Annotated in this window: 26 protein-coding genes, 1 pseudogene and 1 other annotated feature; of the genes and pseudogenes, 9 read left to right on the top strand and 18 right to left on the bottom strand. The window is 62.0% G+C overall.

Annotation, left to right across the window (positions count from 1 at the left end; all coding sequences use genetic code 11):
• Nucleotides 1-175 precede the first annotated feature (175 nt).
• The 4 genes from QFZ94_RS19850 to QFZ94_RS19835 form a co-directional block, all read right to left on the bottom strand.
• Nucleotides 176-1,009 (bottom strand): replication initiator protein A, encoded by an 834-nt coding sequence (locus QFZ94_RS19850; protein ID WP_429458943.1) that lies wholly within the window; start codon nt 1,007-1,009, stop codon nt 176-178.
• Nucleotides 1,010-1,035: 26 nt separating this feature from the next.
• Nucleotides 1,036-1,317 (bottom strand): helix-turn-helix transcriptional regulator, encoded by a 282-nt coding sequence (locus QFZ94_RS19845; protein WP_174926520.1) that lies wholly within the window; start codon nt 1,315-1,317, stop codon nt 1,036-1,038.
• A gap of 125 nt (nt 1,318-1,442) precedes the next feature.
• Nucleotides 1,443-2,198: a DUF2285 domain-containing protein gene (locus QFZ94_RS19840; RefSeq protein WP_429458941.1), complete on the bottom strand. Its 756-nt coding sequence runs from the start codon at nt 2,196-2,198 to the stop codon at nt 1,443-1,445.
• 315 nt (nt 2,199-2,513) lie between these two features.
• Nucleotides 2,514-2,864, bottom strand: coding sequence for a DUF2958 domain-containing protein (locus QFZ94_RS19835; RefSeq protein ID WP_325753677.1), 351 nt, complete (start codon nt 2,862-2,864; stop codon nt 2,514-2,516).
• A gap of 318 nt (nt 2,865-3,182) precedes the next feature.
• Here QFZ94_RS19835 and QFZ94_RS19830 point away from each other — a divergent pair, with 318 nt between their 5' ends.
• The 3 genes from QFZ94_RS19830 to QFZ94_RS19820 are packed head-to-tail and all read left to right on the top strand — an operon-like array spanning nt 3,183 to nt 4,400.
• Entirely contained in the window at nt 3,183-3,473 is a 291-nt protein-coding gene (locus QFZ94_RS19830; protein ID WP_429458939.1) for a helix-turn-helix domain-containing protein, read from the top strand.
• A gap of 44 nt (nt 3,474-3,517) precedes the next feature.
• On the top strand, nt 3,518-4,243 hold the full coding sequence (locus QFZ94_RS19825; protein WP_429458937.1) for a hypothetical protein: 726 nt from the start codon (nt 3,518-3,520) through the stop codon (nt 4,241-4,243).
• Nucleotides 4,194-4,400 carry a hypothetical protein gene (locus QFZ94_RS19820; RefSeq protein ID WP_429458935.1) on the top strand — a complete coding sequence of 69 codons (207 nt, stop codon included), beginning with the start codon at nt 4,194-4,196 and terminating at the stop codon, nt 4,398-4,400. The genes QFZ94_RS19825 and QFZ94_RS19820 overlap by 50 nt, the downstream gene beginning before the upstream one ends.
• 59 nt (nt 4,401-4,459) lie before the next feature.
• On the opposite strand, the gene QFZ94_RS19815 is transcribed toward QFZ94_RS19820, so the two are convergent.
• From QFZ94_RS19815 to QFZ94_RS19800, 4 genes are all read right to left on the bottom strand, one after another.
• Nucleotides 4,460-4,780, bottom strand: a complete 321-nt coding sequence (locus tag QFZ94_RS19815) for a DUF736 domain-containing protein (protein WP_429458934.1) — start codon at nt 4,778-4,780, stop codon at nt 4,460-4,462.
• A 771-nt stretch (nt 4,781-5,551) separates the two neighbouring features.
• Nucleotides 5,552-7,597, bottom strand: coding sequence for a ParB N-terminal domain-containing protein (locus QFZ94_RS19810; protein WP_429458932.1), 2,046 nt, complete (start codon nt 7,595-7,597; stop codon nt 5,552-5,554).
• A gap of 36 nt (nt 7,598-7,633) precedes the next feature.
• Nucleotides 7,634-8,668 (bottom strand): IS630 family transposase, encoded by a 1,035-nt coding sequence (locus QFZ94_RS19805; protein WP_429455271.1) that lies wholly within the window; start codon nt 8,666-8,668, stop codon nt 7,634-7,636.
• A 116-nt stretch (nt 8,669-8,784) separates the two neighbouring features.
• Nucleotides 8,785-9,609, bottom strand: a complete 825-nt coding sequence (locus QFZ94_RS19800; protein WP_429458930.1) for a DUF932 domain-containing protein — start codon at nt 9,607-9,609, stop codon at nt 8,785-8,787.
• Between the two features lie 329 nt (nt 9,610-9,938).
• On the opposite strand from QFZ94_RS19800, the gene QFZ94_RS19795 reads away from it, so the two are divergent.
• The 3 genes from QFZ94_RS19795 (at nt 9,939) to QFZ94_RS19785 (ending at nt 13,367) form a co-directional block, all read left to right on the top strand.
• A protein-coding gene (locus tag QFZ94_RS19795) for an IS3 family transposase (protein ID WP_429458928.1) occupies nt 9,939-11,176 on the top strand; the annotation gives its coding sequence in 2 pieces (ribosomal slippage) (nt 9,939-10,242 and nt 10,242-11,176; 1,239 coding nt in all).
• Nucleotides 10,229-10,345 (top strand) — a sequence feature (AL1L pseudoknot). Its footprint overlaps the gene before it by 117 nt.
• Before the next feature lie 56 nt (nt 11,177-11,232).
• Nucleotides 11,233-11,421: a three component ABC system middle component gene (locus QFZ94_RS19790; RefSeq protein ID WP_429461860.1), complete on the top strand. Its 189-nt coding sequence runs from the start codon at nt 11,233-11,235 to the stop codon at nt 11,419-11,421.
• Complete coding sequence (locus QFZ94_RS19785; protein WP_429458926.1) at nt 11,418-13,367, top strand: DUF3732 domain-containing protein; 1,950 nt, start codon at nt 11,418-11,420, stop codon at nt 13,365-13,367. Before QFZ94_RS19790 ends, QFZ94_RS19785 begins: the two co-directional genes overlap by 4 nt.
• 26 nt (nt 13,368-13,393) lie before the next feature.
• Here the strand turns inward: QFZ94_RS19785 and QFZ94_RS19780 are convergent, their stop codons facing one another.
• The 4 genes and pseudogenes from QFZ94_RS19780 to QFZ94_RS19765 all read right to left on the bottom strand — a co-directional run.
• On the bottom strand, nt 13,394-13,969 hold the full coding sequence (locus tag QFZ94_RS19780) for a hypothetical protein (RefSeq protein ID WP_105766725.1): 576 nt from the start codon (nt 13,967-13,969) through the stop codon (nt 13,394-13,396).
• A 16-nt stretch (nt 13,970-13,985) separates the two neighbouring features.
• Nucleotides 13,986-14,801, bottom strand: coding sequence for a TIGR02391 family protein (locus QFZ94_RS19775; RefSeq protein ID WP_429458924.1), 816 nt, complete (start codon nt 14,799-14,801; stop codon nt 13,986-13,988).
• On the bottom strand, nt 14,798-16,135 hold the full coding sequence (locus tag QFZ94_RS19770; RefSeq protein ID WP_429458922.1) for a PDDEXK nuclease domain-containing protein: 1,338 nt from the start codon (nt 16,133-16,135) through the stop codon (nt 14,798-14,800). The genes QFZ94_RS19775 and QFZ94_RS19770 overlap by 4 nt, the downstream gene beginning before the upstream one ends.
• A pseudogene (locus tag QFZ94_RS19765) lies at nt 16,132-16,491 on the bottom strand (tyrosine-type recombinase/integrase); the annotation flags it as partial. The gene QFZ94_RS19770 and the pseudogene QFZ94_RS19765, both read right to left, overlap by 4 nt.
• A 119-nt stretch (nt 16,492-16,610) precedes the next feature.
• On the opposite strand from QFZ94_RS19765, the gene QFZ94_RS19760 reads away from it, so the two are divergent.
• Complete coding sequence (locus QFZ94_RS19760; protein ID WP_429461858.1) at nt 16,611-16,997, top strand: helix-turn-helix transcriptional regulator; 387 nt, start codon at nt 16,611-16,613, stop codon at nt 16,995-16,997.
• A gap of 24 nt (nt 16,998-17,021) precedes the next feature.
• Here the strand turns inward: QFZ94_RS19760 and QFZ94_RS19755 are convergent, their stop codons facing one another.
• The 4 genes from QFZ94_RS19755 to guaB all read right to left on the bottom strand — a co-directional run bounded on the left by QFZ94_RS19755 (nt 17,022) and on the right by guaB (nt 22,574).
• Nucleotides 17,022-18,278: a tyrosine-type recombinase/integrase gene (locus QFZ94_RS19755; RefSeq protein ID WP_429458920.1), complete on the bottom strand. Its 1,257-nt coding sequence runs from the start codon at nt 18,276-18,278 to the stop codon at nt 17,022-17,024.
• Between the two features lie 310 nt (nt 18,279-18,588).
• The gene (gene guaA, locus QFZ94_RS19750; RefSeq protein WP_013089680.1) at nt 18,589-20,172 is read right to left on the bottom strand and encodes a glutamine-hydrolyzing GMP synthase; all 1,584 of its coding nucleotides are present in this window, start codon (nt 20,170-20,172) and stop codon (nt 18,589-18,591) included.
• Between the two features lie 215 nt (nt 20,173-20,387).
• Nucleotides 20,388-21,107 (bottom strand): hypothetical protein, encoded by a 720-nt coding sequence (locus tag QFZ94_RS19745; RefSeq protein WP_429458917.1) that lies wholly within the window; start codon nt 21,105-21,107, stop codon nt 20,388-20,390.
• 6 nt (nt 21,108-21,113) lie between these two features.
• Nucleotides 21,114-22,574: an IMP dehydrogenase gene (gene guaB / locus QFZ94_RS19740; RefSeq protein ID WP_368587319.1), complete on the bottom strand. Its 1,461-nt coding sequence runs from the start codon at nt 22,572-22,574 to the stop codon at nt 21,114-21,116.
• A gap of 294 nt (nt 22,575-22,868) precedes the next feature.
• On the opposite strand from guaB, the gene QFZ94_RS19735 reads away from it, so the two are divergent.
• Entirely contained in the window at nt 22,869-23,855 is a 987-nt protein-coding gene (locus QFZ94_RS19735) for a DMT family transporter (RefSeq protein ID WP_429458915.1), read from the top strand.
• Between the two features lie 71 nt (nt 23,856-23,926).
• Here the strand turns inward: QFZ94_RS19735 and QFZ94_RS19730 are convergent, their stop codons facing one another.
• Both QFZ94_RS19730 and QFZ94_RS19725 read right to left on the bottom strand, forming a co-directional pair.
• Nucleotides 23,927-24,259, bottom strand: a complete 333-nt coding sequence (locus QFZ94_RS19730; protein ID WP_429458913.1) for an RnfH family protein — start codon at nt 24,257-24,259, stop codon at nt 23,927-23,929.
• Entirely contained in the window at nt 24,256-24,693 is a 438-nt protein-coding gene (locus tag QFZ94_RS19725; RefSeq protein ID WP_013089685.1) for a type II toxin-antitoxin system RatA family toxin, read from the bottom strand. Before QFZ94_RS19725 ends, QFZ94_RS19730 begins: the two co-directional genes overlap by 4 nt.
• A gap of 100 nt (nt 24,694-24,793) precedes the next feature.
• Between QFZ94_RS19725 and smpB the strand changes: the two genes are divergently transcribed.
• Entirely contained in the window at nt 24,794-25,240 is a 447-nt protein-coding gene (smpB, locus tag QFZ94_RS19720) for an SsrA-binding protein SmpB (protein ID WP_013089686.1), read from the top strand.
• The last annotated feature ends 96 nt before the right edge of the window (nt 25,241-25,336 follow it).

Here is a 25,336-nt window from a genome sequence, read left to right as displayed (position 1 = left end):
GCGCTTCTACTACCAGTTAGAGTTTTTAAGTTAGGTAAGTTAGAGAACGCCGAAACCCGCGCCGTTATTGGCGTTGCGGCGATTTCGCACGCCTGATAGCACGATAGGGACACGCCTAATAGCACGATACCCGGCACGCCTGATAGCACGAGCCCGTCCACACGTTTTCCCGCAGTTATCCCCGTGCCGTGGGCGGCACGGGCCTGAAGGTCAGCAACTCGGTTCCGTCGTCCGGCATTCGCTCGATGCCGAGCACGTAGCCGGGCAGCGACTGCCGCACGACCAGCGCGCGCAGGTCGCAGGCAAAGTCGTAGGGCCTTGCCGTGCTGCCCGACTTCTTGTGCAGGTGCCGGAAGTCGAATTGCCAACCACCCGGCTGCTTGCCGCCATGCTTGCGCACCAGCCGATACAGCCACCGCTCGATGCCTCCGGTGAGCCGGAAATACGCCGGGTCGATGGTCAACACCAGGGCGGCGTCGAGCACGCCGGCATAGAACCAGTCCGGCAAGATCAGCTCGATGCCCAGCGGCGTGCCGCGGGCGTCGGCCAGTTCCTTCCACTCGTTGATCCACGAGAAGCGGTGCAGCCGCCGCCCTGTCGTCTCGCGAATGGAAGTCGCCACCGTGGTCGATTGCAGCCGGTCGAGCGCGGCCTTGAGGCGCTGGTAATCGCGCAGCGACACACCGCGCCCGATGAAGCGCAGGATCTCGTAGGGCGTGGCGCGCATCAGGCGCGACGGCCGCAGGCCCGCGTCGCGCGCTTCCACAATCTGCGAGGCCGCCCATATCAGCACGTCGGCATCCCAAATGGTCGCGATGCCGTGCTCCTGTGTGCCCTCCACACGGATCGTCACGTTCCCACTGCGGAAGTCGATTGGCGCGGTGCGCCGCGACTTCGCCAGCGAGAAAAACGGGTATGCCATCAAGTCCTGTGCATCGCGCGGCACCATGTCGCCCGGCAAGGCGCGGAACAAGTCGAGCTGTTCCCGCTCCGGCGATGGGCTGGACATGGGGACGGCCACCGACGAGCCAACGATCAGCGCGCACGGCTGTCGGCCGAATGGTGTTCGGCGTATTCGGGATCGGACGTGGTTTCGTAGCTGCGCTGGTCGGCCCAGGCATCGAGGTCGGCCACTGCGTACATGACGCGACGGCCGAACTTGCGAAACTTTGGCCCATTGCCGATGACGCGCTGCTTTTCGAGCGTGCGCGGCGACAGCCGCAGGTATTCGGCGGCTTCGTCATTTGTCAGGTAGCGTTGGGGTTGTGCAGGCGTGGCGACGGGTGCAACGGCAGGCCGCAAGGGAGCGGGACGCATCGGATGAACCTCCATCTGGCAAGAACGCCGGCAGCACGAGCGCAGCCGGATGGAGTCAGTCTCAAGATAGCGATGCGTTGCGCAGAGGGTCGTTTTGCAGTGCAGGTAAAACGACCCTCTGCAGGTCAATCGATCTGTGCAAGGCGGCGATAGCCGCCGCGCATCAGCGATTGGCCGCGCCGCACGAGGCGGCGCACGCGCGAGCGCAGGCCGCCGTCGGCGTACCACCCGGTGGCGACGGTCTCAGCACCGAACAGCCCTTCGGCGGTTTCGCGCAAGGATGCGCCCGCGAGGGTCGCGTCGAGGGCCTGCAAGGTGTGCAGTTCCAGCAGCGCGGCCGGCGCAGGCCGGGAACGGGCCGCCGCCGCAGGTGCGACTCCATTTGCCGTCGCCAGCTTGTCCAGCTCGGCCGTGATCGTGCGGTAGCTTGCGCAAGGTGAGGCGCACGCGCGAACGGCATAGAGGTAGGCCATGCCATCGGCCAAGCCCGGTGCTAGCGCGAGCCGCATGCAGCAGCCCGGCCAGCGCGACACCAGGACCAGGCGCTTGCCATCGTGGGTCAGGTGCTTATGGCCAGGAATACGCCAGAAGTCGAACCATGCCGCATCGGATGGCGGGTCGGCATCCGGATAGAGTTGGAGCACGCCATCATGGTCGGGAAACCAAGTCGGATGTGCGTCGCGCGCATCGAGTGCCGGGTCTTCCAGCAGGCGCAGGCCCCAAGCCTGCGCCTGCTGCGGTTGCCCGTGACGGCGAAGCCAATCACGTCGGTAGTCGGGGTGGCGACGCAGGTACTCCCATGCCAGCGCGGGGCTGTCCAGGTGCAGCACGTACAGGTACGCAGCGGTGGGATACCAGGCATCGGTGCTTCGATCAGCCATGACGCGACCTCCTGTTCAACAGGAACGTCGCCAGGGACATTCAACACGAGAGCTGCAGCAATCAAAACGCCATCAACGAAGCGCAAGCTCAAAGTGCAGTACGGGGTGTCAAGATCGATCAGCTCCGAAGCTTTACATGGAACGTCCAGTGCGACGGCTGCGCAGGGGAAACCGCACGCAGTACAGGACACCCTGCCGCAAGCCGCGCTGCGCTTCATGTCTCTTTCGATCAGGCTCGCATCGGATTCGTGCAAGAGTGCCGATCCAGACCGAAGCCGTCTGGAACTAGACCGAGAAAGACATAATTCGCCCGGGTCAGTCTGGGATGGAGCCGTCGCGCTGCGCGAGCAGGAGGTACTCCGATAACGGCCTTGTGGCGTGGAAATACAGGTCGCGCAGGATGGGCCACTGTCGCGGCCCGACGATGCCGGCCAAGTCGGACAGCTTGACCGTTCCCAGTACCGGCATCCCGATGCCGAGGTCAATCAATCCCCAGGCAGTATCGCCATCGGCCGGATCGAGCGCGGCCAACAGCCAGGTCGCGTGCGCGTCGAGCGTGAACAGTCGCACGACCGGCAGCGGGTCAATGTCTTGGCCGGCGGCACGTGCCACACCGTTGGCAAGCAATTGCGCACGTTGGTCGGCGGTGGTCAGCAGTGCGGCCATGGTCAGGAACCCCGCAAAGCCGAGAATGCACGGAAACGCTTTTCCGTCAAAGCACGCAACTGCCAAGCAGCATCCGTGCTTTCGTGTTCAAGCACGGATGCGCAAGCCACCGAATCCGCACAAGCACAAGAACGCAGAGGCGGAATTGGAAGGGTCAGGAAAGGCACGGATACGGCTCCCCGATTCTGTCGAAATCCGTCGATGCGGATTTCCGTAAAGGCACGAATACGGAAATCTGCAGCAGCATATGCGCACTATAGTTTGTAGCCCTATAGTGCGCAATCAGTTGTCATCTTGGTTTTCTAGGGGAAACCATCGGTGGCAGCGAAGCACTCATTGGCAACGGCGATACGGACGGTCAGGAAAGCGCGCGGCTTGAGCCAGGAAGCGTTCTCCGACGTGTCGAGCCGTACCTATCTGAGCTTGCTGGAGCGCGACCTGAAAAGCCCGACCATGCACAAGCTGACCGAGTTGTGTGAGGTCATGGAAGTGCATCCGCTGACGCTGCTGACTTTGGCTTACGCTGGCGACAGCAAGCGGAACGTCGACCAGCTATGGGCGCAGGTTCGACAAGAGCTGCAAGAGATCTCTGACGACGACGAAAGCTGACCGTTGGTTTTGCCAGCCGCAATCAACAATAAACAAGGTCTAGCATGTACAACCTACTTGTCACGGCGGCCCAGGGCGCGTGGGATTTGCCTGCGTATGAATTTGACCGAACCAGGTTCCTCGAATACACGGCGGACAGCGTCAAAGCGCGCTTCGCCAAGCTGGATGCCCAGGCCCAGGAAGAGTTGAAGTCCCTGCCAACCCTTTTCACATACGAGGGTGACGACGAGCCTGTACGTGTCGGGTATATCCGAAGAATTCGCGAGCGCGGGCGAAGCGTTCTCGTTGAGTATGAATTCGACGAGAACGTTCCTGCTTTCGACTTCTCCAGCTTGAAGCCATTGGAGGTCAAGCTGGATATCCAAGGGTGGGAGATGTCCCGCACACACTGGGCCGTGAAAGACGAAGACCTCTTCGAACTGCTGGCTTCGGTGGGCCTTGTTGACGCAAGCTACGTCGGCGAAGGACGCCCCACCGGTCGCGTCGAAGAAATGCGATTCCGGGTTGCATTGTCGTTCCCAGGAGAAAAGCGCGAATACGTTGCTGCCGTGGCGACGGAAGTCAAGAAGAGACTGGGGCGTGATGCGATTTTCTACGACAAGGACTTCACCGCCCAACTGGCACGTCCGAACCTCGATACGTTGTTACAGCGCATCTATCTCAGCAATTCCGACTTGGTCGTCGTCTTCCTTTGTGCAGAATACGAGCGTAAGGAGTGGTGTGGCCTGGAATGGCGGGGCCATCCGCAACATCATCAAGAACAAAAATGATCATGCGATCATGTTCATGCGCTTCGACCGCGCAGATGTGAGCGGCGCTTTCTCGATCGACGGCTACGTGGACCTTGATGAATACACGCCGCTGGAAGCCGCGCGGATGATCGTCGAGCGCGTCCGATTGAATGACCTGCCACCTGCGGCAGGCTGATTTCCCGCGACCCGCCGGAAGGCGCTCCCGCCGCAACGGGCGGGGCGCGATGGCTGAGATTAGTCCGCCTGCTGCTGCGGCTTGCTGCGCGACCAGATCAGGTCGTGCGTGCCGTCCTCGTTCTCGATCAGGCGGGCATAGACCGTTGCCGGGAACGAAGGATCGTCGAGGGTCACGGACACGTAAGGCCGTTCGGCCTTGCTGACTTTCTTCCACGCCGCCCCGATGTCGTGGCTCGCCGCCTGCACGCGGAAGTCGGGGGCGTTCTCGTTGTCGCCCTTGTCGTTAGGAACCAGCTTGACCTTGACGTTGAGCGTCAGGGTGCGGAGCGTGCCGGTGAAGCCGTCTTTCTCTGCGGTGAAGGTGCCGATGTTAGCCATGATGTTTCTCCTTTCGGGTTGAACGAGGTCGCGCCCATCGCGTCCTTGTTGTGAACCGGCCGGCGGGGGCTGGGCTGGCGGCACCGCGCAGCGGGCGCAACACCGTGAAGCACCTGGAAGCGAAAAGAATTTGCTGCGCGAGGAAGCCGCCGAACGCAGTGAGAAGGCGGGGAAATTGTTTTCGCTGGAAGGTTGCAGCCATGAAGCCCAAGGCGTAGCCGTGCCCTCGCCACGATTCACGACAAGCCAAGGACGCAGGGGCCACCCGCTCTCAAAAGAAGACATGGCCGACCTCGGCATCCCCACATGATGGCTGCATAGGCTCGCGCCCTGCCGCGGGCAAGGCCAACCACCAACGACAAGGCGAGAACGCCCCTGCCGCAGCTTGCGGCCTCATGCGTGAAGCGTGGCGTGGAAGCTCCATAGGCAAGGCCGGGCGGCGTGTCGGTGAACCGTCCTTCGTGACGTGGAAGCGACGAACCGCCAGCGTCGAGGACGGCATGCTTTCGCACAACCTGCCGCAGCAAGCCGGAGCGTAGTCCCGCACAAGCCCCGCCCATTGTGGCGGGGCGCCATCCAAATCTTGCCCGCGCCAGCGGACACCGATTCGCCGTACCGCGTGCAAGGCACTTGCACGCCCGCCCCGTCGCCGCCTGACCAAAGGCGGCGACGGGGCGATTTTGCTGTGGACGTTGAAACCGGGCGCGGCTACTGCCGCGCCCGGGTTTTGAGAACAGCCCCGGCGCGGTGCGCCGGGGCTATGGGACTACCTCACGCGGCCAGCGCGTGCGCTTCTGCTTCGCCGGCGACATCTTCCGGCGTATCCGTTTCGTCCGACGACGGTGCGCCTTCCGGCTCGGTGTCGTGATCGATGTGGAAAACGGCAGGCATCCAGCCGGTGCCGTCCGCCAGCCGTTCGGCTTCGCTGGCAATGTCGCTTTTCTTCAACTTCGACAGTCGGGTAACGTGCGCTGGGGCGTATTGGCTGACGGCTTCCAGAATCGCAGGCTTGGCGATGTGGCGGAAATAGCCTTCGGCGGTCGGCTTCCACCATGTGGCCATGTCCAAGCCGACAGCCTGCGCCAGTTCTGCGCCGGGCTGGCACTGCGCGGCGCGCGGTGTCACCACATCCACGGTGGACGCCACGCACACGGCCAGCAAGCGCACCAGTTCATCTTGCGGCTTCGCCTGCAACGCGGCAAACAGTTCGGCACTGTTCTCCGGCAACGCTTCGCCTGCGACTTGCTGCAACTCGCGCAGCGCCACGACGGCAGGCGATTCCGATAGGTCCGGGGCCATGCCTTCCAGCCGGTCTTGCACTTTCAGGGTCACGCCGAGCGGCAAGCCGTCGCGGTGGTATCCATCCTGCAAGGCGGCCTGCACCATGCCATGCACCAGCGCGGCGAGCGCGACGTGCGGATGCTGCGCGACTTCGATTTGCAGCGCCGCCGTGCGATGCGCGCTCAATCGCTGCGCCAGCCGGTCGGACAGGCTCGCGGTCTTGGCGGCTTCGTCGGCGTGGTCGCTTTCCTCGTCATTCGCGCCGCCGCCCGCGCTGAACCCCTGCCGCAGCTTTGCCAGCGTCCGCAGCGCCTTCGCCTCGGCCTCGCGCAGCAGGCCGCGATGAATCACGGACTCGCCGTTGGTGTCGAGCGTGACGATGGCACCGGCCACGGTGCGCACGTCCGGAGCGTAGTCGCGCAAACCTTCTTCGATGGCTTGCAATTCCCCGGCCACCTGCTCGCGCCGTTCCTCCAGCGTTGCGGTCTTGTCCTCGTCCTCCGTGTCGTAAGCATCTTCCAGTTCGGCGTCGATCTTTTCGAGACGGTTTTCCAGCGAGGCGATGCGGCGGGCTTCGCGGGCGGTCGGCTCACGGCGTTGGCGCTGAGCGTTCTGGAACGTCTGCCGGTCGGCATGGCTCAACTGCGTTACGGCTTCGACCCACGCCCAGCCCTCGGCACGCACGGCCTCGGCCTGCGCATCCAGCTTGCCGCGCACCAGCGTTTCCAGCAGTGCTGCGTCGGTCAGGTAGGTTCCGGCATCGCCTTCCGCGAACAGGTCGCGGCGGATGCCGCCGCCTGCCTTTGTGTACGCGTCGAGCCCGACGAAACGCACCAGCGGATGCGTGGCGGTGATTTCACGCTCGGTCAGGCGCTCGCGCAATGCGGATGGGCCGCGCTGCCATTCCGGCGCACCGTAGAAAGCAGCTTCCTGCGCAGCGTGGTCGTCAGTAATGGTCAAGGCCATCAACTGTTCCAGCGTGGCGACTCCGCCGCGATAGTCGGTCAGCAGGCGCGGCGAGACGTTCGCCAGCTTCAAGCGGCGCTGCACCACCAGCGGTGACACGCCGAAGTCCGCTGCAATGTCCTCGATGGGACGGCCTTCCTTGACCAGTGCGGCAAACGCCGCGAACTGGTCGGCGGGGTGCATGGCCTCGCGCTGCACGTTCTCGGCGAGACTCACGGTACGGGCGGACGCATCGGCCACCAGCAGGCACGGGACTTCGTAATCGGCGGCAATGCGCTTCTTCTTCGCCAACAGCTTCAACGCGGTCAGGCGACGGTCGCCCGCGACGACTTCGTACTGCTCACCATCGACGGCGAGGATAACGATGAGGTTTTGCAGCAGGCCGACGCGGGCAATGCTCGCGGCCAGTTCGGGAATGGACTGGCGCGGGGTCGTGCGAACGTTGCGCTTGGAACGACGCGGCAACAACTGCGACAGCGGAACCAAGATGAGGTTCTTGGTCGGGTCGGCCACTTCCAGCGGCGCGGCAGCTTCGAGGGCGATGGTTTCGGTTTTGGTTACGGCGTTCATGGTGATACTGACTGGTGCATCAAATAGTGCCTCTTCTCAGGCTGCGTACCGGACATGTTTTTCTTTAAAGAGGTTGCGAATCATGTGAGGCTCCTTCTGTCGGCGATGCAGGTGTCGCCGGATCGCGCCGATCAGTTCCGCCTTGGTCGCCGGTCGGCTTTTGCCGAGCGCGTTGGTTTTGACGTCCTGGTTGAGCAGCTCGTCAGGATTGAGCTCGGGGCAATACCCCGGCAACCGGATCAGGCGCAGATGTGCAGCGTTATCGGCGACGTACCGCTTGACTGCTTTGGACCGGTGCACAGGATGCCCATCGACGATCAGGTAGATCATGCGCGTGGCCTGCTTGAGCAGGCGTTTCAGGAAATCGATGAAGGTCGCGTTTTTGAACGTCCCTTCGAAGACCATAAAGCTCAGTTCTCCACGATTCGTGATCGCAGAAATCATGTTGCAGCCGAAGCGCTTTCCGGTCGCCCTGACGACCGGCGTTTCGCCCTTCAGGGCAAAGCTGGTACCGCTCACGTGGTCGCTGCGCAAGCCCATTTCGTCGCCCCAATAGATGGTTGCCCCTTCCTGCTTCGCCTCTTTCGCAATGCCCGGATAGTCCTCGTTCAGCCAGCGCTCGATTTCCTCGTCCTTTCTCTCGTACGCGCGTCGAACAGGTTTCTGGGCGGTCATGCCCCATGCCTTGAGGTATCGGCCCGCCGTCCACTTCGACACTTTCACGCCGCACTCGCGCTCAATCAGCTTTGCCACCGATTCGCGGGTCCACAGGTAGAACGGCAGCGCAAGCTGGTCGGGCATGCGCTCGATGATAAGCTTGCGCATTTTCACGGCTTGTGGATGAGTCAGGTGGCCGCTTCCGTGCCGACGGCCACGCTTGCCGGACCTCAGTGCCCTCAAGCCACCCTCTCGTGCCAACTTCATCCAGTTGCCCACCGCACGCAGGCTAACGCCATACGTTCGAGCCGCTTCCACTCGCGTCATGCCGCTACGCACCGCTTGCACCACCATCTTCCTCAGGTGCGCCTGCGTTGCCTCGCCCAGCTTCCTTGCATCAGTTTGCGTATTCATACCTCTCTAACGCACAGGGCAGTATTTGGTGCACCGGTCAGTAACTCCATTCGTGAGCGGAACAACAGCGGAAGGAATGGAGGGGCCGAGATATTGAAAGCCCCTCCGCGTGGGGTTCATGCTTTCAACTGGCGCAGGCCATCGGCCAGCAACCAGAGGGCGCGATTCAGGCGGATGCCGTTGTCGATGCCCTGCACCGGGCGGGTGGTCTGGCGACGACCATTCGCGGCGCGGGCGGAAAGACCGCCTTTGATGAGGTTTTCCTGCGTGCGGTTGAACACGCTCCACAAGTCGCGGCGGTCGTCGTCGTGACGGCGCGGCATCAGGATTTGTGATTCCGTGATCGGCGCGGGCGTGGCCTCGTCGTACTTCAACGCCAGCGCGGCACGGGCGAACACTTCCGATTCCCCGGCGTCCAGCGTGATGGCCTGCATCGCATCGCGGGATGCCCGCGCCCGGTCGAAGCCGTGCAGGACTTCGTAAGCGCCTTCGATGACTTGCACCGCTACATTGCCCTTGTGCGGTACACGCACGTCCCCCACGGTGTCGCCGCAAACAAGGCCGTTGCTGCATACGAACCGGAACATGCCGGCCAGCATCTGATAGCTGCTCGTGCCGTCGTGCGAATTCAGCAGGATGATTTCGTTGGCTTCGCGGCCGTTGATCTGGCTGGCGTGACGCAGCCGGATCATGTGCTTGGTGTACTCGCGGCGGTCGTCGTTGCGCACACGGGTCTGGCACACCATGAAAGGCTCGAAGCCCTCCCCGCGCAGCTCTTGCAGCACGGTCGCGGTGGGGATGTAGCTGTACCGTTCCGAGCGGCTTTGGTGCGGCGCGTCCGCGAAGATGGACGGCGCTACGGCGCGGATTTGATCATCCGACAAGGGACGTTCCGAACGCAGCACCGGCGAACGGAAAGCGAAGCGGGATGCGAGTTGCATGGTCGTTCTCCTGACAAGGGTTGGCTGTCGAAAAACCACCACCGGATTCCTAGATTCGGAGCCCGCCTTTCGGCTTTTCCGGTGGGGTCGGCGCGGAGACCTGGGCCGGCCTCGTTGCCACCGTCTTTCCTGAGTTCATCGCCCGCGACGGTCAGGAGCGCGCGGACGGGTGCCGTCAAGGAAACAAGCGCAGGGTTGGTGCGGCCCGCAGGCGCAGCCGAGGACACGGCCCGGCGCGCCTTGACGGCGCACAGCCGCGGGCTACAGTCGCGGACAAGGTGAACCGCCCCGGGTTTTCCGGAGACTCCACTTCTTGAGAAAATGGAGCTATGGAAAACACGAAGAAGAAATCCCCAAGATACTCGCCGGAAGTGCGTGAGCGGGCTGTGCGAATGGTGCTGGAACATCAAGGCGACCGGGAATCGCAATGGAAAGTGATCGCGTCGATTGCGGCGAAGTTTGGCTGCTCGGGCGAGACGCTGCGTAGCTGGGTGCGCAAGGAGGAGCGGGATCGGGGTTTGCGCCCGGGCACGAGTACGCAGGAGCAGGATCGGCTCAAGGAACTGGAGCGGGAAGTACGTGAGCTTCGGCAGGTCAATGAAATCCTGCGCAAGGCGTCAGCGTATTTCGCACAGGCGGAGCTCGACCGCCGACCGAAGTGATGATCACGTTCATCGATGATCACCGGCACGTCTACGGGGTCGAGCCGATCTGCAGGGTGCTGCCAATCGCACCGTCGACGTACTACACCCATGTGGCTCGCCGCGCCAATCCTGACCTGGTGCCGCCGCGGGCCCAGCGTGACAGGATGCTCAAGGATGAGATCCGGCGCGCGTGGGAAGAAAACTTCCAGGTCTATGGCGCAGACAAGGTCTGGACGCAATTGAAGCGCGAAGGCATTGTCGTGGCGCGCTGCACGGTCGAGCGGCTGATGAAGCAGATGGGCCTGCGCGGCGTGGTGCGGGGCAAGACGGTACGTACGACAGTGAGCGATGGTTCGACGCCGTGCCCGAAGGATCTGGTGAAGCGGCAATTCACGGCCGAACGGCCCAATGCGCTGTGGGTTTCAGATTTTACCTATGTATCGAGCTGGCAGGGCTTCGTCTATGTCGCGTTCATCATCGACGTGTTCGCCCGACGCATTGTCGGCTGGCGCGTGTCGAGCTCGGCGCGCACGGACTTCGTTCTGGACGCACTGGAGCAGGCCTTGTACGAACGACAGCCGGCGCAGCAGGACGGGCTGATCCATCACAGCGACCGCGGCGTGCAATACGTATCGATCCGCTATACGGATCGGCTGGTCGAGGCGGGCATCGAGCCGTCGGTGGGCAGCGTGGGCGACTCCTACGATAACGCACTGGCTGAAACGATCAACGGCTTGTACAAGGCAGAGGTCATCCATCGCCTCGGACCGTGGCGCAATCTGCAGGCCGTTGAAATGGCGACGCTCGAATGGGTGGACTGGTTCAACAATCGTCGGCTCTTCGGCCCCATCGGCAACATTCCACCCGCGCAGGCCGAAGCCGCTTATTATGCAAATCTCGCTGGGTCTGCCGCCGTGGCATGACTCAAGCAAAATAGTCTCCGGGAAACCCGGGGCGGTTCAAAGGCTTCGGCTTGTTGATGGAGAGAGGCTGCATCGTCGTCGCGCCTGACGGGCGGCTCCAAACTGTCCCCGACAAGGTTCGGAAAACAATAACGGGAACCGACGAAACCAAATCCTGCCAGCGCGTGGCACGCATCGTCGGGAAGGAGTTCGCCCGCATCGCTGATCGAGTGACCGTATATACGACTTTCGGAATTCGCCCATGAAGATCAAGTCCATCCACATCTACAGCCATGACGGGCAACGCCGGGACCTGCAATTCCGGGTGGACGGCCTCAACGTCATCACCGGGCGGTCTTCCACCGGCAAATCTGCGCTTTCCGAGATCGTCGAATATTGTATGGGGCGGTCCTCATTCAATGTCCCGGAGGGCATTATTCGCGACAAGGTGGCGTGGTTCGCCGTCATCTACCAGTTCGACCACGAGCAGGTACTAGTCGCCAAGCCCACGCCGCCCGAAGGCGGAGCAAGCTGCAGCACAGCGATGTTGCGTCGGGGTACTGAATTGCAGGCCCCATCGTTCGAAGAATTGGCCGTCAATTCGGATGACGATGCCGTTGTTACTTTGCTCTCACGCCTGCTCGGAATTCCCGAGAACCGCACCGATGTCCCTCTGGAACACAGCAGAGACAGTTACGACGCCAACGTCAAGCACACGTTTTATTACCTGTTCCAGAAGCAAGGGCTGGTCGCAAACAAGGACCAGCTCCTCTATCGCCAGAACGAGCAGTTTCAGCCGCAGGCGATCCGTGACACGCTACCGATCTTGCTCGGGGTCTCTTCCCATGATCGGTATGAACTCGAATCCAAGCTGCGCATCGCACAGCGGGATCTGAGGCTCAATGCAAAATTATTGGAACAGGCGCGGGATGCCATCGACACGTCGCACGAGAAGGCGATTGGTCTTTACTCCGAGGCCAAAGCCGTTGGCGTAATCGGCGACACAAACGCCGACACCACCGCGAACGGGATCATCGAAATCCTGCGATCCGCGCTCGGTTGGAAACCCGAGAAGATTCCCGAAGACGACGGGAGCAGGATTTCTCGTCTCGAAGAAGAACTGGGCCAATTGCGCAAGGATCGTCGGGAAGCACAGGCGAAGATTGACGCCGCTCGCCAATTTTCCAAACGCGCCGGCGGCTATGAGAGCGAGGCCACCGAGCAGTTGGACCGACTATCTTCGATCAAGGCACTGCCGAAGAACCCGGATACCGGCGAATGGCAGTGGCCGTTCAGTGCACAAAACCTGGCGATGGAATCGCCGGTCGCCACGGTCCTACTCGACGAACTGGCATCGCTCGATGCCGAGCTACGCATTGCCACCGGGCAACGCCCCAAGCTCGACGCCTACCTGACCGAACTAAATGTCAAGGCGCAAGAGATCGCTGGTGCCATCAAAGAGAAGGAAGCCGAACTTTCCGCAGCGATAGCGGCAAATGACGTCATCGCTCAGATGGGCACTCGCAACAATGCGGCCGCACGTGTCGTCGGTCGCATCAGCCTATTCCTGGAAAACCTCGCTCCGAACGAAGAACTTGCTAGGCTTGAGGCGGAACATCGCCGCCTCAAGCTGAAGGTTGAGGATCTGGAAAAGCGTGTTGGCGCGGACGACAGCAACGACCGGCTCAATTCGATACTAAACATCATCTCGACGCAGGTATCGCAATATATTCAGAAGTTCGAAGCCGAGTTCAGAGCCTATCCGGCGCGATTCGACCTGGCCAACATCACGATCGTCTTCGATCGCCCGGAACGCCCGGTTCCCATGAGCCGAACTGGTGGTGGCGAGAACCATCTGGCCTACCACCTCTCGGCATTGCTCGCCCTGCACTTGTTCGCCGTCAAGAACAACCGGCCGATTCCACGCTTTTTGCTGATCGATCAGCCGACCCAAGTCTATTTCCCGTCGGAGCAGGTCTACAAAGAAGCCGATGGCTCGGTCCAGAGTACAGAGGAAGCCGATGCCGACCTCAAGGCGGTCCGGCGGTTGTTCGAGTTGCTGCTCAAGTTCACACAGGAAGACGCACCTGGCTTCCAGTTGATCGTCACCGAGCACGCGAACCTTCGCGAGCAGTGGTTCCAGGACGCGTTGGTAGAACAGCCGTGGACCAAGCCGCCGGCGCTTGTACCGGAAGACTGGCCCGAGCAGTGAAACAACCAAACGGAGTAGCCGGCGTCCTAGCCGGTTACTCCTTGGCGGTATTCTGCGATGAAACTGCGATAAGCGAACGTAATCAGGTCGCGCACCAATTCGAGAAGGCCACCGACCGGGAACCCGTCGAATGGGTCACCGTGGGCCATCGCATTTCTGCGTTGCGCTAATGTCGGCCTCACCGTGCCGACTAGTTGGCCGATCGCACTACCGCCACAGCGGGCGACAACAGGTATTTGCGCGTCAGTCAAACCGTCGACCTCCACTAGATGCTTGAGCACGGCGGCAAACGTCCGCTCTCGTGTCTTGAACTTGGTCCCATAGCGATCCATTAGCGCGAGTTCCAGCGTGGTCAGAGCGACCAGCTCGCCGGCCTTGATTAAGTCGGTGTCGATCCAGCCAAGCAAATAGAGCTTCTGCGCTCGGGCGTATTTCAGGCGCACAACATCTGGAATGCGAGCGTCCATGTCTAGGCTGGCGATGAACATGCGCCATTGATCAGCGTGGTCGAACTGAATGAAGCCACCTGGATTGCCTTGCACCGGCCAAGGCATCAAGAGCGGCTCTTGCCGCGGAGGTAATTCGATACGTGGAAGACCCATAGATGGGATTTCCTCACTACGGTAATGGAACAGCCTTCTGTGTGCGATCCAGCTTGCGATGAATCAACGACACCAGGGTCAGAATGTCGAGTGCATCTTGCTCGGACATGGGCCAGTTCGTCTTGGGTGCATGGGCCAATGGATTGCGCACGGCCCCGAACAGGCCGATCAGAAGATTCGCAAAGCCTTTCTGTTCGCTTTTCTCGGACTCTGTGATGAGCGGCCCTAACACCAAGACGGGCTGCTGACCAGTAAATGCCTTGTTCACTAGGTCTGCGCCATCACCGTTCAGGCCCGACAGCGTACGAATCCGCTCAGCGACACCTTTTGTCGCCTCGAAGACGGCATGGAAGTAGTTTTCGTCGAGCAATTCGGCACGGCAGTAGCTCAACACTTCCTCATGAACCGTCCGGCCTTCCAGCGCAGCTTTGAGTCGCCCGGCGCGTGCGCGGGCCGCATCCAAGGTCGTTGCCTTGTCGGCATGGCCAACCTTGCCATCCTCGCGCACGTAGAAACCAGAGAAGGCCAGCACAACATTGAGTTCATCTCGCCGCCAAGCGAACGTTCCCGTATCGCGGGCATAGCTCACGGGATTCATCGCTCGGTTGATGAACATGATGAGGTGGTTGCCGACCTGGTGCTGGTTCTGCGCAGCCGCCAAGGCATTGAATAATCGCTTCCATTTGGTGATGCCTGGAGATACGTCAGCGACATTGATCTCCTGCAGCAAACGCTCGATTTGTGTGCCCGTGAGCCCATGCACCGTGTCCGCCAGCACTTGGCAGGCTGCTTGGAGGTGCTGGGAGTCGAAAGGGGTAATTCGCGTCGTCACCGCATGCCTCTAAGTTCCGTTAGGAACGCCGTGCCAATTTCCACGGCCTGCTCCGCGCCCATAGCGTCTACATCCACGCCATGCACGGCCGCATTCATGACGCGAAGGGCTTCAAGAAAGCTTTCAGTGCTGGCCGGTGCGAGGCCACGTTGATGCAACTCGCGCAGCATATTGCCAATGCCGGCGGGCGCCGCCGAAGCAAGGCCGTTGTCAGATAGGATATCCCGTAAGATCCGCTCGATCTCAATTCGCAACTTGACAACGGACATCAGCGGAAACTCGCGTGCAAATTCCTCGGCGGTTGGCAGTGCCTGCTGCAACTGCGGCGGCAGTGCTGGGGAGAGACTGTACTGGGCGACGCCCATCGGCTTGCTCGAATCGCGTAAAGCATATTCGACGATCACCTCGTTACGCCCTTTGCACAGGATGATGCCAATGGTCGGCTGATCGTCCTTGTGCCTAAGCTGATCGTCGACGGCCGAGAGGTAGAAGTTCATCTTGCCGGCAAACTCGGGCTTGAACTCTTCGATCTTCAACTCAATCACGACGAAGCAACGCAATCGCAGGTGATAGAAGAGAAGATCGAGGTAATAGTCCTGGCCGCCGACTTCAAGATGGTATTGGCTGCCAACGAAGGCAAAGCCTTTGCCAAGTTCGAGGATCAGCGCGCGCAAGTGCTCAATCAGACCACGTTCGAGATCGCGCTCCAGCATATCGGGACCAAGCGCGAGAAAGTCGAAGGTATAGGGATCTTTGAGGAGTTGCTGGGCAAGCTCGGACTGTTCAGCGGGCAACGTCCGCGAGAAGTTCGTGAGCGCGTTGCCCTGGCGCGCGAACAATTTGCTCTCTATCTGGTGGATAAGGACAGCACGGCTCCAGCCGTGTTCGATGGCCTGCTGTGCATACCATGCACGCTCCTCGGGCGCCTTGATGGAATCGAGAAGGCTGACGTTATGCCCCCAGGGCAATTGTGCAACGACCCGTTGCACAAATTCGCCATCAGGCCAGGCATCAGCGAAGGCACGCATATATTTGAGGTTCCGGGCCGAAAGGCCAGTCATTTCGGGGAATGCCTGGCCCAAATCGACGGCCAGTCGGTCGATAACCTTGGCGCCCCACCCCTCCCGCCCCTGCCGAATCAAAATGTCGCGGCCAATGCCCCAATAAAGCAGGATCAATTCGCGATTGACCGACAGGCTAGCGCGATGACGGGCCTCGGAAATCTTCCTCTTCAAGTCGCCGACGAAGGCTGCGTAGCTCTGTACTGTGATCTCGGCAGTCGATTTCGCAGTCTTGACACGACTCGATGCTGGCTTGGACGACCGTGGGCTCATGCGGCCACCTCCTTGGGTGAAGATTTTGTGCGTTTGCTTCCTGGCGGAACGTTACGACCATTTTCCTTTCGGTGCCGGTATGGGCGGTAGTTGCCCTGACTGGTACGAGTCTTGTCACCTTCCACAGTTGCGGGGACTACCGTCGCTGGTGTGGCCGGTGCTCGGCTGTCGATAGTATGTCGCCGCTGGTTCGCAACCTTGTCGGCTGCCGCCCGCATGGGATTATCCTCGGCATGCACATACGTCATGAGCATGGTGACGGTCTTGTGCGCAGTCAACGCCATTCCGACCTTGATGGGAACACCGGAATTAGCGATGTCGGTGGTCGCGCGATGGCGGATGCCATGCGTCCCGACGCCATTTCGGATTTTCGGCATAGCAATTGAGATCAAGATTGCTCCAAGTTCGCCGCACTACGCCGCAGCAAGTTGTCCCGATAGGTATTGAACCTCACCATGCCTCCATGCGCGTACTCATGGAGTCCGATGTGGAACAACTACCGCAAGCAGTATCCAGTGCGGCTGGCATCGACGCCGGCCAGCATCTTCCTGTGCCGGGCACGAAAGCCTACGAGGAGTTGCCGCAGTTCCCGAAGCGCAGCCCGCTTCCCTACCGTCGCACCATCCGCCGCCAGGAATTGCGGGGGATCGTTCCCTTGGCCGAAACGACGATCTATGAAATGGAGCGCCGCGGCGAGTTCCCGCGTCGCTTCAACCTGACGCCGCGCTGCGTCGTGTGGGACTTGGCCGAAGTGGAAGCGTGGATCGAGCAGCGCAAGCAGGCTCGTCGCGGCGGCGTCTCGAAGCCGGATGTCCACCTACGAAAAACCCGCCCTGTTCGGGCGGGTTCGAGCGAGGAATGAAGCTGGGCAGCAGCTCTCGTCCAATCAGGCCATCGCGCTCAACGCCGGCACCACCACGTTCTCCGGCATCAGCTTCGGCACGTAGGTCTGCCCGCCGCCCCAAGCATCGACCATGTTGGCCCACTCTTGCAGCATGTGGCGCCGTTGCTCCGCGTATTCGGCCTTGTTGTAGACCGAGCGCGAGGAACGCCCGTCCTCGTGCGCCAGGCACTTCTCGATCCAGTCGCGGTTGAAGCCGATTTCGTTCAATAGCGTCGAGCCGGTACGGCGCAGGTCGTGGACGGTGAACGGTTGTAGCGGCAGCCCTTTGGTCTTTGCAGCCTCCGCCACGAGCTGCGTGACCCGATTCAAAGTCGCATTGGACATGAACCGCTCGGCATCGTAACGAGAAGGAAAAACGAACCTTGAGCCGGCCGCGCAGGCGTGCAGCGTCACGAAGATGTCGAGCGCCTGGAGCGACAGATAGACCACGTGCGGGTTGCGCCCCTTCATCCGCTGCTTCGGGATCGTCCAGGTCTTGCTCTCGAAATCGACCTCATCCCACGTGGCCTGGATCAGTTCGCTCTTGCGCACCAGCGTCAGCAGAATCAAGCGCAACGCCAGCTTGATGGTCGGATAGGTCGCCACTGATTCCATCTGTTGTACAAACAGTCGGATTTCCAGTGGCGACAAGGCGCGATCCTTCGGAACGAAGGTGGCGATCGAGGCCGCGCCCACGCTGTCGGCTGGGTTGTCCACCTTTTCACCGTGGGCGATGGCGTAGACATAGACCTGCTTCACGATGTCCCGAATCTTGACCGCAGTGGCCGGCGCCCCGCGTTCCTTGACCTTGTTGCACAAGGCCCGCAGGTCTTCGGCTTGGATCTCGGTCAGCAGGCGATTCTGGAAGACCGGCAGGATGTCCCGGTCGATGATGTGCTTGCGCATGGCACGGGTGCTGTCTGCCAATCGTGCATTGGCCAACCACGTCTCCATCGCTGTGCCGAAGGTCTTGATGGCGACCACCCGGCGTTTCTCGCGCTGCTTTTCGAGCGCAGGCGAGGTGCCCTTGAGCACGGCTTTGCGCGCATCCAGGAGTAGTTCGCGCGCCATCGCCAGTGAGATGCCGCCGGGGCCGTAGCGCCCGAGAGTCAGCGTCTCACGGCGTCCGTTGAGGCGGTAGTCGTAGCGGAAGGTGACAGTACCGCTGGGCGATACCGTCACGTACATCCCGTCCCGGTCAGAAGCCTTATAAATCTTGGACTTAGGCTTCAGATTTCGTAGTGCAGCGTCAGTAAGCATCGAGGTTTCCTCCGGCTTTTGACGGCTTTACCGTCAGGCTTTACCGTCAAGGACCTGGAGACCTGCTGATGCCCGGAAAGCCGCATAAAACAAGCTTTCCCGAGAAGGCTTTTACCGTCAAAGACGGTAAAAGTCTGAATAGTGAACGAGAGTGTCTTAATCCGGCCTCGATTTTTACCGTCAGCTCTACCGCCAACTTTTTCTGCTGGCCGGCGATAGCCACCGATAGCCACCGTGACGCATTTCTTTCTAAATCAACACGTTACGGCGGTTTTTCGATAGCTGGCGATAGTCCTCGAAGGACGTAAATTCACTCCCACTCGATTGTCGCAGGCGGCTTGCCCGAGATGTCATAGACGACCCGGTTGATCCCGCGCACTTCATTGATGATTCGGTTCGACACATGCCCGAGCAGTTCGTGCGGCAGATGCGCCCAATGCGCGGTCATGAAGTCGAGCGTCTGCACCGCGCGCAGCGCGACGACGTACTCGTAGGTACGGCCGTCGCCCATCACGCCGACGCTCTTCACCGGCAGGAACACCGCGAACGCCTGGCTCGTCAGGTCGTACCACGACTTGCCGGTTTCCTTGTCGATCGTGTTGCGCAGCGTTTCGATGAAAATCGCGTCCGCGCGACGCAGCAGGTCCGCGAAATCGCGCTTCACTTCGCCGAGGATCCGCACGCCCAGACCCGGGCCCGGGAACGGGTGGCGATACACCATCGAGTGCGGCAGACCGAGCTTCACGCCCAACTCGCGCACTTCGTCCTTGAACAGTTCGCGCAGCGGTTCGAGCAACTTCAGATTCAACGTCTCCGGCAGACCGCCGACGTTGTGGTGGCTCTTGATGGTTTGCGCAGCCTTCTTGCCCTTGCCCGCCGATTCGATCACGTCCGGATAGATCGTGCCTTGTGCCAGCCACTTCGCGTCGGTCAGCTTGCCGGCCTCGGCCTGGAACACTTCGACGAACTCGGCGCCGATGATCTTGCGCTTCGCTTCCGGATCGGTCACGCCGGCGAGCTTGCCGAGGAATGCTTCGCTCGCATCGACGTGAATCACCTTCACGCCGAGGTGATCGGCGAACAATGCCATCACCTGCTCGGCTTCGTTCAGGCGCAGCAGGCCGTGATCGACGAACACACAGGTCAGTTGATCGCCGATCGCGCGATGCAGCAGCGCCGCCGCCACCGACGAATCCACGCCGCCCGACAAGCCCAGAATGACGTGCTCGTTACCGACCTGCTCGCGAATCTTCGCGACGGCTTCGTCGATGTAATGGCCCATTTCCCAATCGGCCTTCGCACCGCAGATCTGCAGTACGAAGCGCTCGAGCATCGCGCGGCCCTGCACCGTGTGGGTGACTTCCGGATGCCATTGCAGCCCGTAGAAGCGGCGCTGTTCGTCGGCCATCGCGGCGATCGGGCACGATTCCGTCGATGCCATCAGCGCGAAGCCCGGCGGCATTTCCAGCACCTTGTCGCCGTGGCTCATCCACACCTTCAGCATGCCGTGACCTTCGGACGTGGTGAAGTCGCTGATGCCTTCGAGCAGGCTCGTATGGTTGCGCGCGCGCACTTCGGCGTAGCCGAATTCGCGCAGATGGCCAATGTCGACCTTGCCGCCGAGCTGCTGCGCCATCGCCTGCATGCCGTAGCAGATGCCGAGCACCGGCACGCCGAGTTCGAACACGGCTTGCGGTACGCGCGGCGTGTCTTCCTCGGTGACCGAGCTCGGGCCGCCCGACAGAATCACGCCCTTCGGTGCGAAGTCGCGGATGAACGACGCGTCGACGTCGTACGGATGGATTTCCGAATACACGTTGGCTTCGCGAACGCGACGTGCAATCAGTTGGGTGACTTGCGAACCGAAGTCGAGAATCAGGATCTTGTCATGCATGGCAGCGGACGGAATCAGAAGTGAGCGGATACGGAATGCCGCGCACGAGGCGCGGCGATGAATTCAAAGCGGTCCACGCGGCGACGGTCTCAGCGCGGCGCGGACAGCAAACATTACGATGAAGCACAAAAGCGGGACCAACGGCGGAACTTGCCGCCTGCGATGCGCGCGAACGAAACCCGGTAGCTTCGGCAAACGGCCTGGCGCGCGGCGCTTCAGCCATGAAACGGCGGGCGCGGTGCGCTGGGTACGTCGTTGCTGGTGTCGCGCGCGGCACGTTCGGACTCGCTCAGGCCGGACTCGCTGGCAGCCGGACGAAGCGGCGCGGTAGTGGCAACGGGAGCCGCGTCAGCCGGATTCACCGGTCGCGTGACCGGCACGACGGGCTCTGGCACCGGCTCGGCCTGATAGATCGGAAAGCCCGCTGAGGCACGTGGCTCGCGCTTCTGTACGGCATCCTTTTCGGCTTCTTTCGCGGCATGCTTTTCAGCCCGGCCGTCGACCTTGCTCGACGAGGACTTGACCACGCCCCCCTTCTCGCGCCGCCGCACCACACCCGACAGCCGCACGCCGCCGAGCCCGATCACCACCAGCGCGACACCGGCCAGCGCCGCCACCATCTGCCCGAAGCCGGTCAACGACGGCGTATGCAGCCCCAGCAGCCAGACCAGCAGCAGCACGCCGATCAGCCAATGCACATGACCGACCACCTTCGCGACCGTCGAGGTCAGCGCCCCGTCGAACGACGCATGCAGCGCGAGCCATGCGAGCCCGATCAGCGCGACGCCGAACGCCTGGCCGACCAGCATCGGCTCCGTTGGCACCAGTTGCAGCGCGTCGTACAGCGAGGTCCACGGCGTCAGCACGAACAGCAGGCCTAACGCCAGCAGCACCAACGCATCGAGGATCAGTACAACGCGCAGCAGTGGCTTCATGGGCGTTTAGTCCACGTGGTAGTTGGGCGCTTCCTTGGTGATTTGCACGTCATGCACATGCGACTCGCGCAGGCCCGCGCCGGTGATCTGCACGAACTCGGCCTTCTCGTTCATTTCAGCGATGGTGCGGCAACCGCAGTAGCCCATGCTCGCACGCACGCCGCCAATCAGCTGGAACAGGATCGCGTTGACCGAACCCTTGTACGCGACGCGACCTTCGATGCCTTCCGGCACCAGCTTGTCGATGTTCGCCGAGTTGTCCTGGAAGTAGCGGTCCGCCGCGCCGTCCTTCATCGCGCCGACCGAGCCCATGCCGCGGTACGACTTGTACTGGCGGCCCTGGTACAGGAACACTTCGCCCGGCGACTCTTCGGTACCGGCGAACATGCTGCCCATCATGACCGCGCTCGCGCCGGCCGCGAGCGCCTTGCTGACGTCGCCCGAGAAGCGCACGCCGCCGTCGGCGATGACCGGCACGCCCGTGCCGTTCAACGCTTCGGACACGTTGGAGATCGCGGTGACCTGCGGCACGCCGACGCCTGCGACGATTCGCGTTGTGCAGATCGAGCCCGGGCCGATACCGACCTTGACGCCGTCCGCGCCGTATTCGACAAGCGCCCTGGCAGCCGCGGCGGTCGCGATGTTGCCGCCGATCACCTCGACGTGCGGGAAGTTCTGCTTGACCCACTTGACGCGCTCGAGCACGCCCTTGCTGTGGCCATGCGCGGTATCGACGACGATCACGTCGACGCCGGCCTGCACGAGCAGCTCGACGCGCTCTTCGTTGTCCGCGCCGACGCCGACCGCCGCGCCCGCGCGCAGCTTGCCGTGCTCGTCCTTGCATGCGTCCGGGTGCTCGGTTTGTTTGGTGATGTCTTTGACGGTCATCAGGCCGCGCAGCTCGAACGAGTCGTTGACGACCAGCACGCGCTCGAGGCGGTGGCTGTGCATCAGCGCCTTCGCTTCGGCGAGCGGCGTGCCTTCCTTGACGGTGACGAGGCGCTCGCGCGGCGTCATGATGTTGCGCACCGGCTCGTCCAGACGCTCTTCGAAGCGCAGGTCGCGGTTCGTCACGATACCGACGAGTTGCGCACCTTCGACGACCGGGAAGCCCGAAATGCCATGCTGGCGCGACAGCGCGATCACGTCGCGCACTTTCATTTGCGGCGGCACGGTGATCGGGTCGCGCACGACGCCCGACTCGAAACGCTTGACCTTCGCGACTTCACGCGCCTGCTCGGCCGGCGTGAGGTTCTTGTGGATGATGCCGACGCCGCCCATTTGCGCCATGGCGATTGCCAGACGTGCTTCGGTGACCGTGTCCATCGCGGCGGACACGAGCGGCATGTTCAGGGAGATGTTGCGGGTCAGCCGGGTCTTGAGGCTGGTGTCGCGCGGCAGAACATCGGAGAAGGCCGGGACGAGGAGCACGTCATCGAACGTGAGTGCTGTTTGGATCAGACGCATGGCAAATCCTATAGGCGCAAAAGCGAATTATACGCGATACCACCCCGGTTTTCACTGCGCGAACAGCAGCTTAGCGAATTTCAGACGATTTTTTACCGCTCCGGCACGCGCGGATTTCGCTTCGCTTTTCGCGTCGGGTTCGATCGGGTTTCGTTTGCGCGTTCGCAGGCAAACGCGGCGCCTGGCCGGCGGCCATCGGCGATCGAGCGACGCGAATGCAGGATCGAACAAGACGCCCCGTCCGCAAAACCGCTATTCTGCCGCCCATTCCAGTTTATCCAGCAGGGGCAGTCGATGCAGCGCGGTGTCATATATGGGGTCATGGCCGGAGCCTTGTGGGGCATGGTGTTTCTGGTGCCGCGCGTGCTGCCCGACTTCTCCCCGCTGCTGCTCGTCGCTGGCCGCTATTCGATGTACGGCGTCGTGTCGCTCGCCGCGGCCCTGCCGATCGCGCGCTCGCTCGCCAAACGGCTGAGCCGCGAGGACCTGATCGCGCTCGTCAAGCTCGCGCTAGCCGGCAACATCGTCTATTACCTGCTGCTGACGGCCGCCGTGCACCTGATCGGGATCGCGCCGGCCTCGCTGATCGTCGGCGTGCTGCCGGTCACGGTCACGCTGATGGGCCGGCGCGATCACGGCGCCGTGCCGCTCGCGCGCCTCGCATGGCCGCTCGCGACCGTGATGGCGGGCATCGTGTGCATCAATATCGACGTGTTTACGGTGGCCGGCGCGGCGCCGGTGAACATCGCGACGCGCCTGCTCGGCGTGGCCTGCGCGGTCGGCGCGCTCCTTTGCTGGACCTGGTTCGCGGTCGAAAACGCCCGCTACCTGCAGCGTCAGACGCATTTCAGCGGCAACGAGTGGTCGGTGCTGTGGGGCGTCGTGACGGGCGCGCTCGGCGGCGCATTATGGCTGGTGGTCGCGGTGCTGCCGTCCGGCGGCCCGCAGGACGAACTGGCCGATGCCCGGTGGCACACGTTCTGGCTGCTCAACCTGGTACTCGCGATCGGCGCGTCGTGGCTCGGCAACGGCCTGTGGAATGCCGCGGCAAAACGGCTGCCGCTGACGCTGTCCGGCCAGATGATCGTATTCGAGACGCTGTTCGCGCTGCTTTACGCGTTCATTTACGACGAGCGCCTGCCGCGCCCACTCGAACTCGCGGCGATCCTGCTGCTGGTGGCGGGGGTCTGGTGGTCGGTGCGCCGGCATTCGGACGACGATTCGTCGGGTGCGGCGCGCATCGAAGGCATGGACGAGAAGGCGCAAACGGCGGCGCCCTGAGGCGATGTGACGCGATGAGGTGTCACGGGCGGCGGGCGGAAAAAGTCCACCGCCCCGCCGACCCGCGCCGCCTAGCGCGAATCCTTGTTCAACCAGCGCCGCCCCTCGATCGATCCCGCCTTGCGCGTCTTTTCGACGCGGCGCTGGCGCGACACCTTCGGATCGACCAGCAACGGCCGGTAAATCTCGACGCGATCATGGTCGCCCAGCACCGTATCGAGCGGCTTGAGCTTGCCGAACACGCCCACCTTCTGCGTGTTCAGATCGATCGACGGAAAACGCTGCAGAATCCCGCTTGCGTCGATCGCCTGCCTCAGCGTCGCGCCCGCCGGCAACTCGACCGCAATCAGCGCCTGCTCGCCGGCGAGCGCATAGCAGACCTCGACCGTTAGTCGCGCGTTCATGCCTGACCGTAGCGCTGATTGGCGCGCTTCACGAAAGATTCGACGAAGGTATTGGCGATGTGATTGAACACCGGCCCGATGATCTTCTCGAGCAGGATGCTGGTGAACTCGTAGTGCAGCGCGAATTCGATCTTGCACGCATCCGCGCGCAGCGGCGTGAAGCGCCAGAAACCGGTGAACTTGCGAAACGGACCGTCGGCGAATTCCATGTCGATGCGCGTGGGGCGCTCCATCGAGTTGCGCGTGGCGAAATGCTGCTTGATGCCCTTGAAGTTGATATCGATCCGCGCCTCCATGCTGGTGTCGTCCCGGTGACGAATTTCGATGCCGCCGCACCATGGCAGGAAGTTGGGGTAATCGTCGACGTCGGTGACGAGGTCGAACATCTGTTCCGCCGAATGGCGAATCAACACGGTTTTCTGGACATCTGCCATAAATTGAACAGCGCGCGGCAAGGGTGGACGAGCGCGGCGGGCTTTCCTGGTCCCGCTTTGCTAAAATCGTAATTTTAAACGAGTTGGGCACTTTCCATTCATGAGCATCATCGACAACAGAAAAGCCTTCTACGACTATTCGGTCGAAGAACGCTATGAGGCAGGCCTCGTGCTCGAAGGATGGGAGGTCAAGGCGTTGCGCGCGGGGCGCGGCCAGATCAAGGAAGGCTATGTGGTGATCCGCAATGGCGAGCTGTTCCTGATCGGCACGCACATCAGCCCGCTGCCCGAAGCGTCGACGCACATCCATCCCGATCCGGTGCGCACGCGCAAGCTGCTGCTGCATAGCGAGGAAATCAGCAAGCTGATCGGCAAGGTCGAGCAGCGCGGCTACACGCTCGTGCCGCTGAATTTTCACTACAAGAACGGTCGCGTCAAATGCGAGATCGGTCTCGCGAAGGGCAAGAAGATGCACGACAAGCGCGAGACCGAGAAAAAGCGCGACTGGGAGCGCGAGAAGGCGCGTTTGATGCGCTCGCCGACGTAAGCGCGGTTCATTTCCGGCTCATGCAAAAATGGCCCGCACATCGATATGCGGGCCATTTTGCTTTTTGTCACGCGCTCATTGCGCGCTTATTGCCTG

Origin of the sequence: Paraburkholderia sp. JPY465, from assembly GCF_050436725.1 — a bacterium.
In the GTDB taxonomy this organism is placed as follows: domain Bacteria; phylum Pseudomonadota; class Gammaproteobacteria; order Burkholderiales; family Burkholderiaceae; genus Paraburkholderia; species Paraburkholderia youngii.
This window is presented reverse-complemented; position numbering and strand designations above follow the sequence as displayed.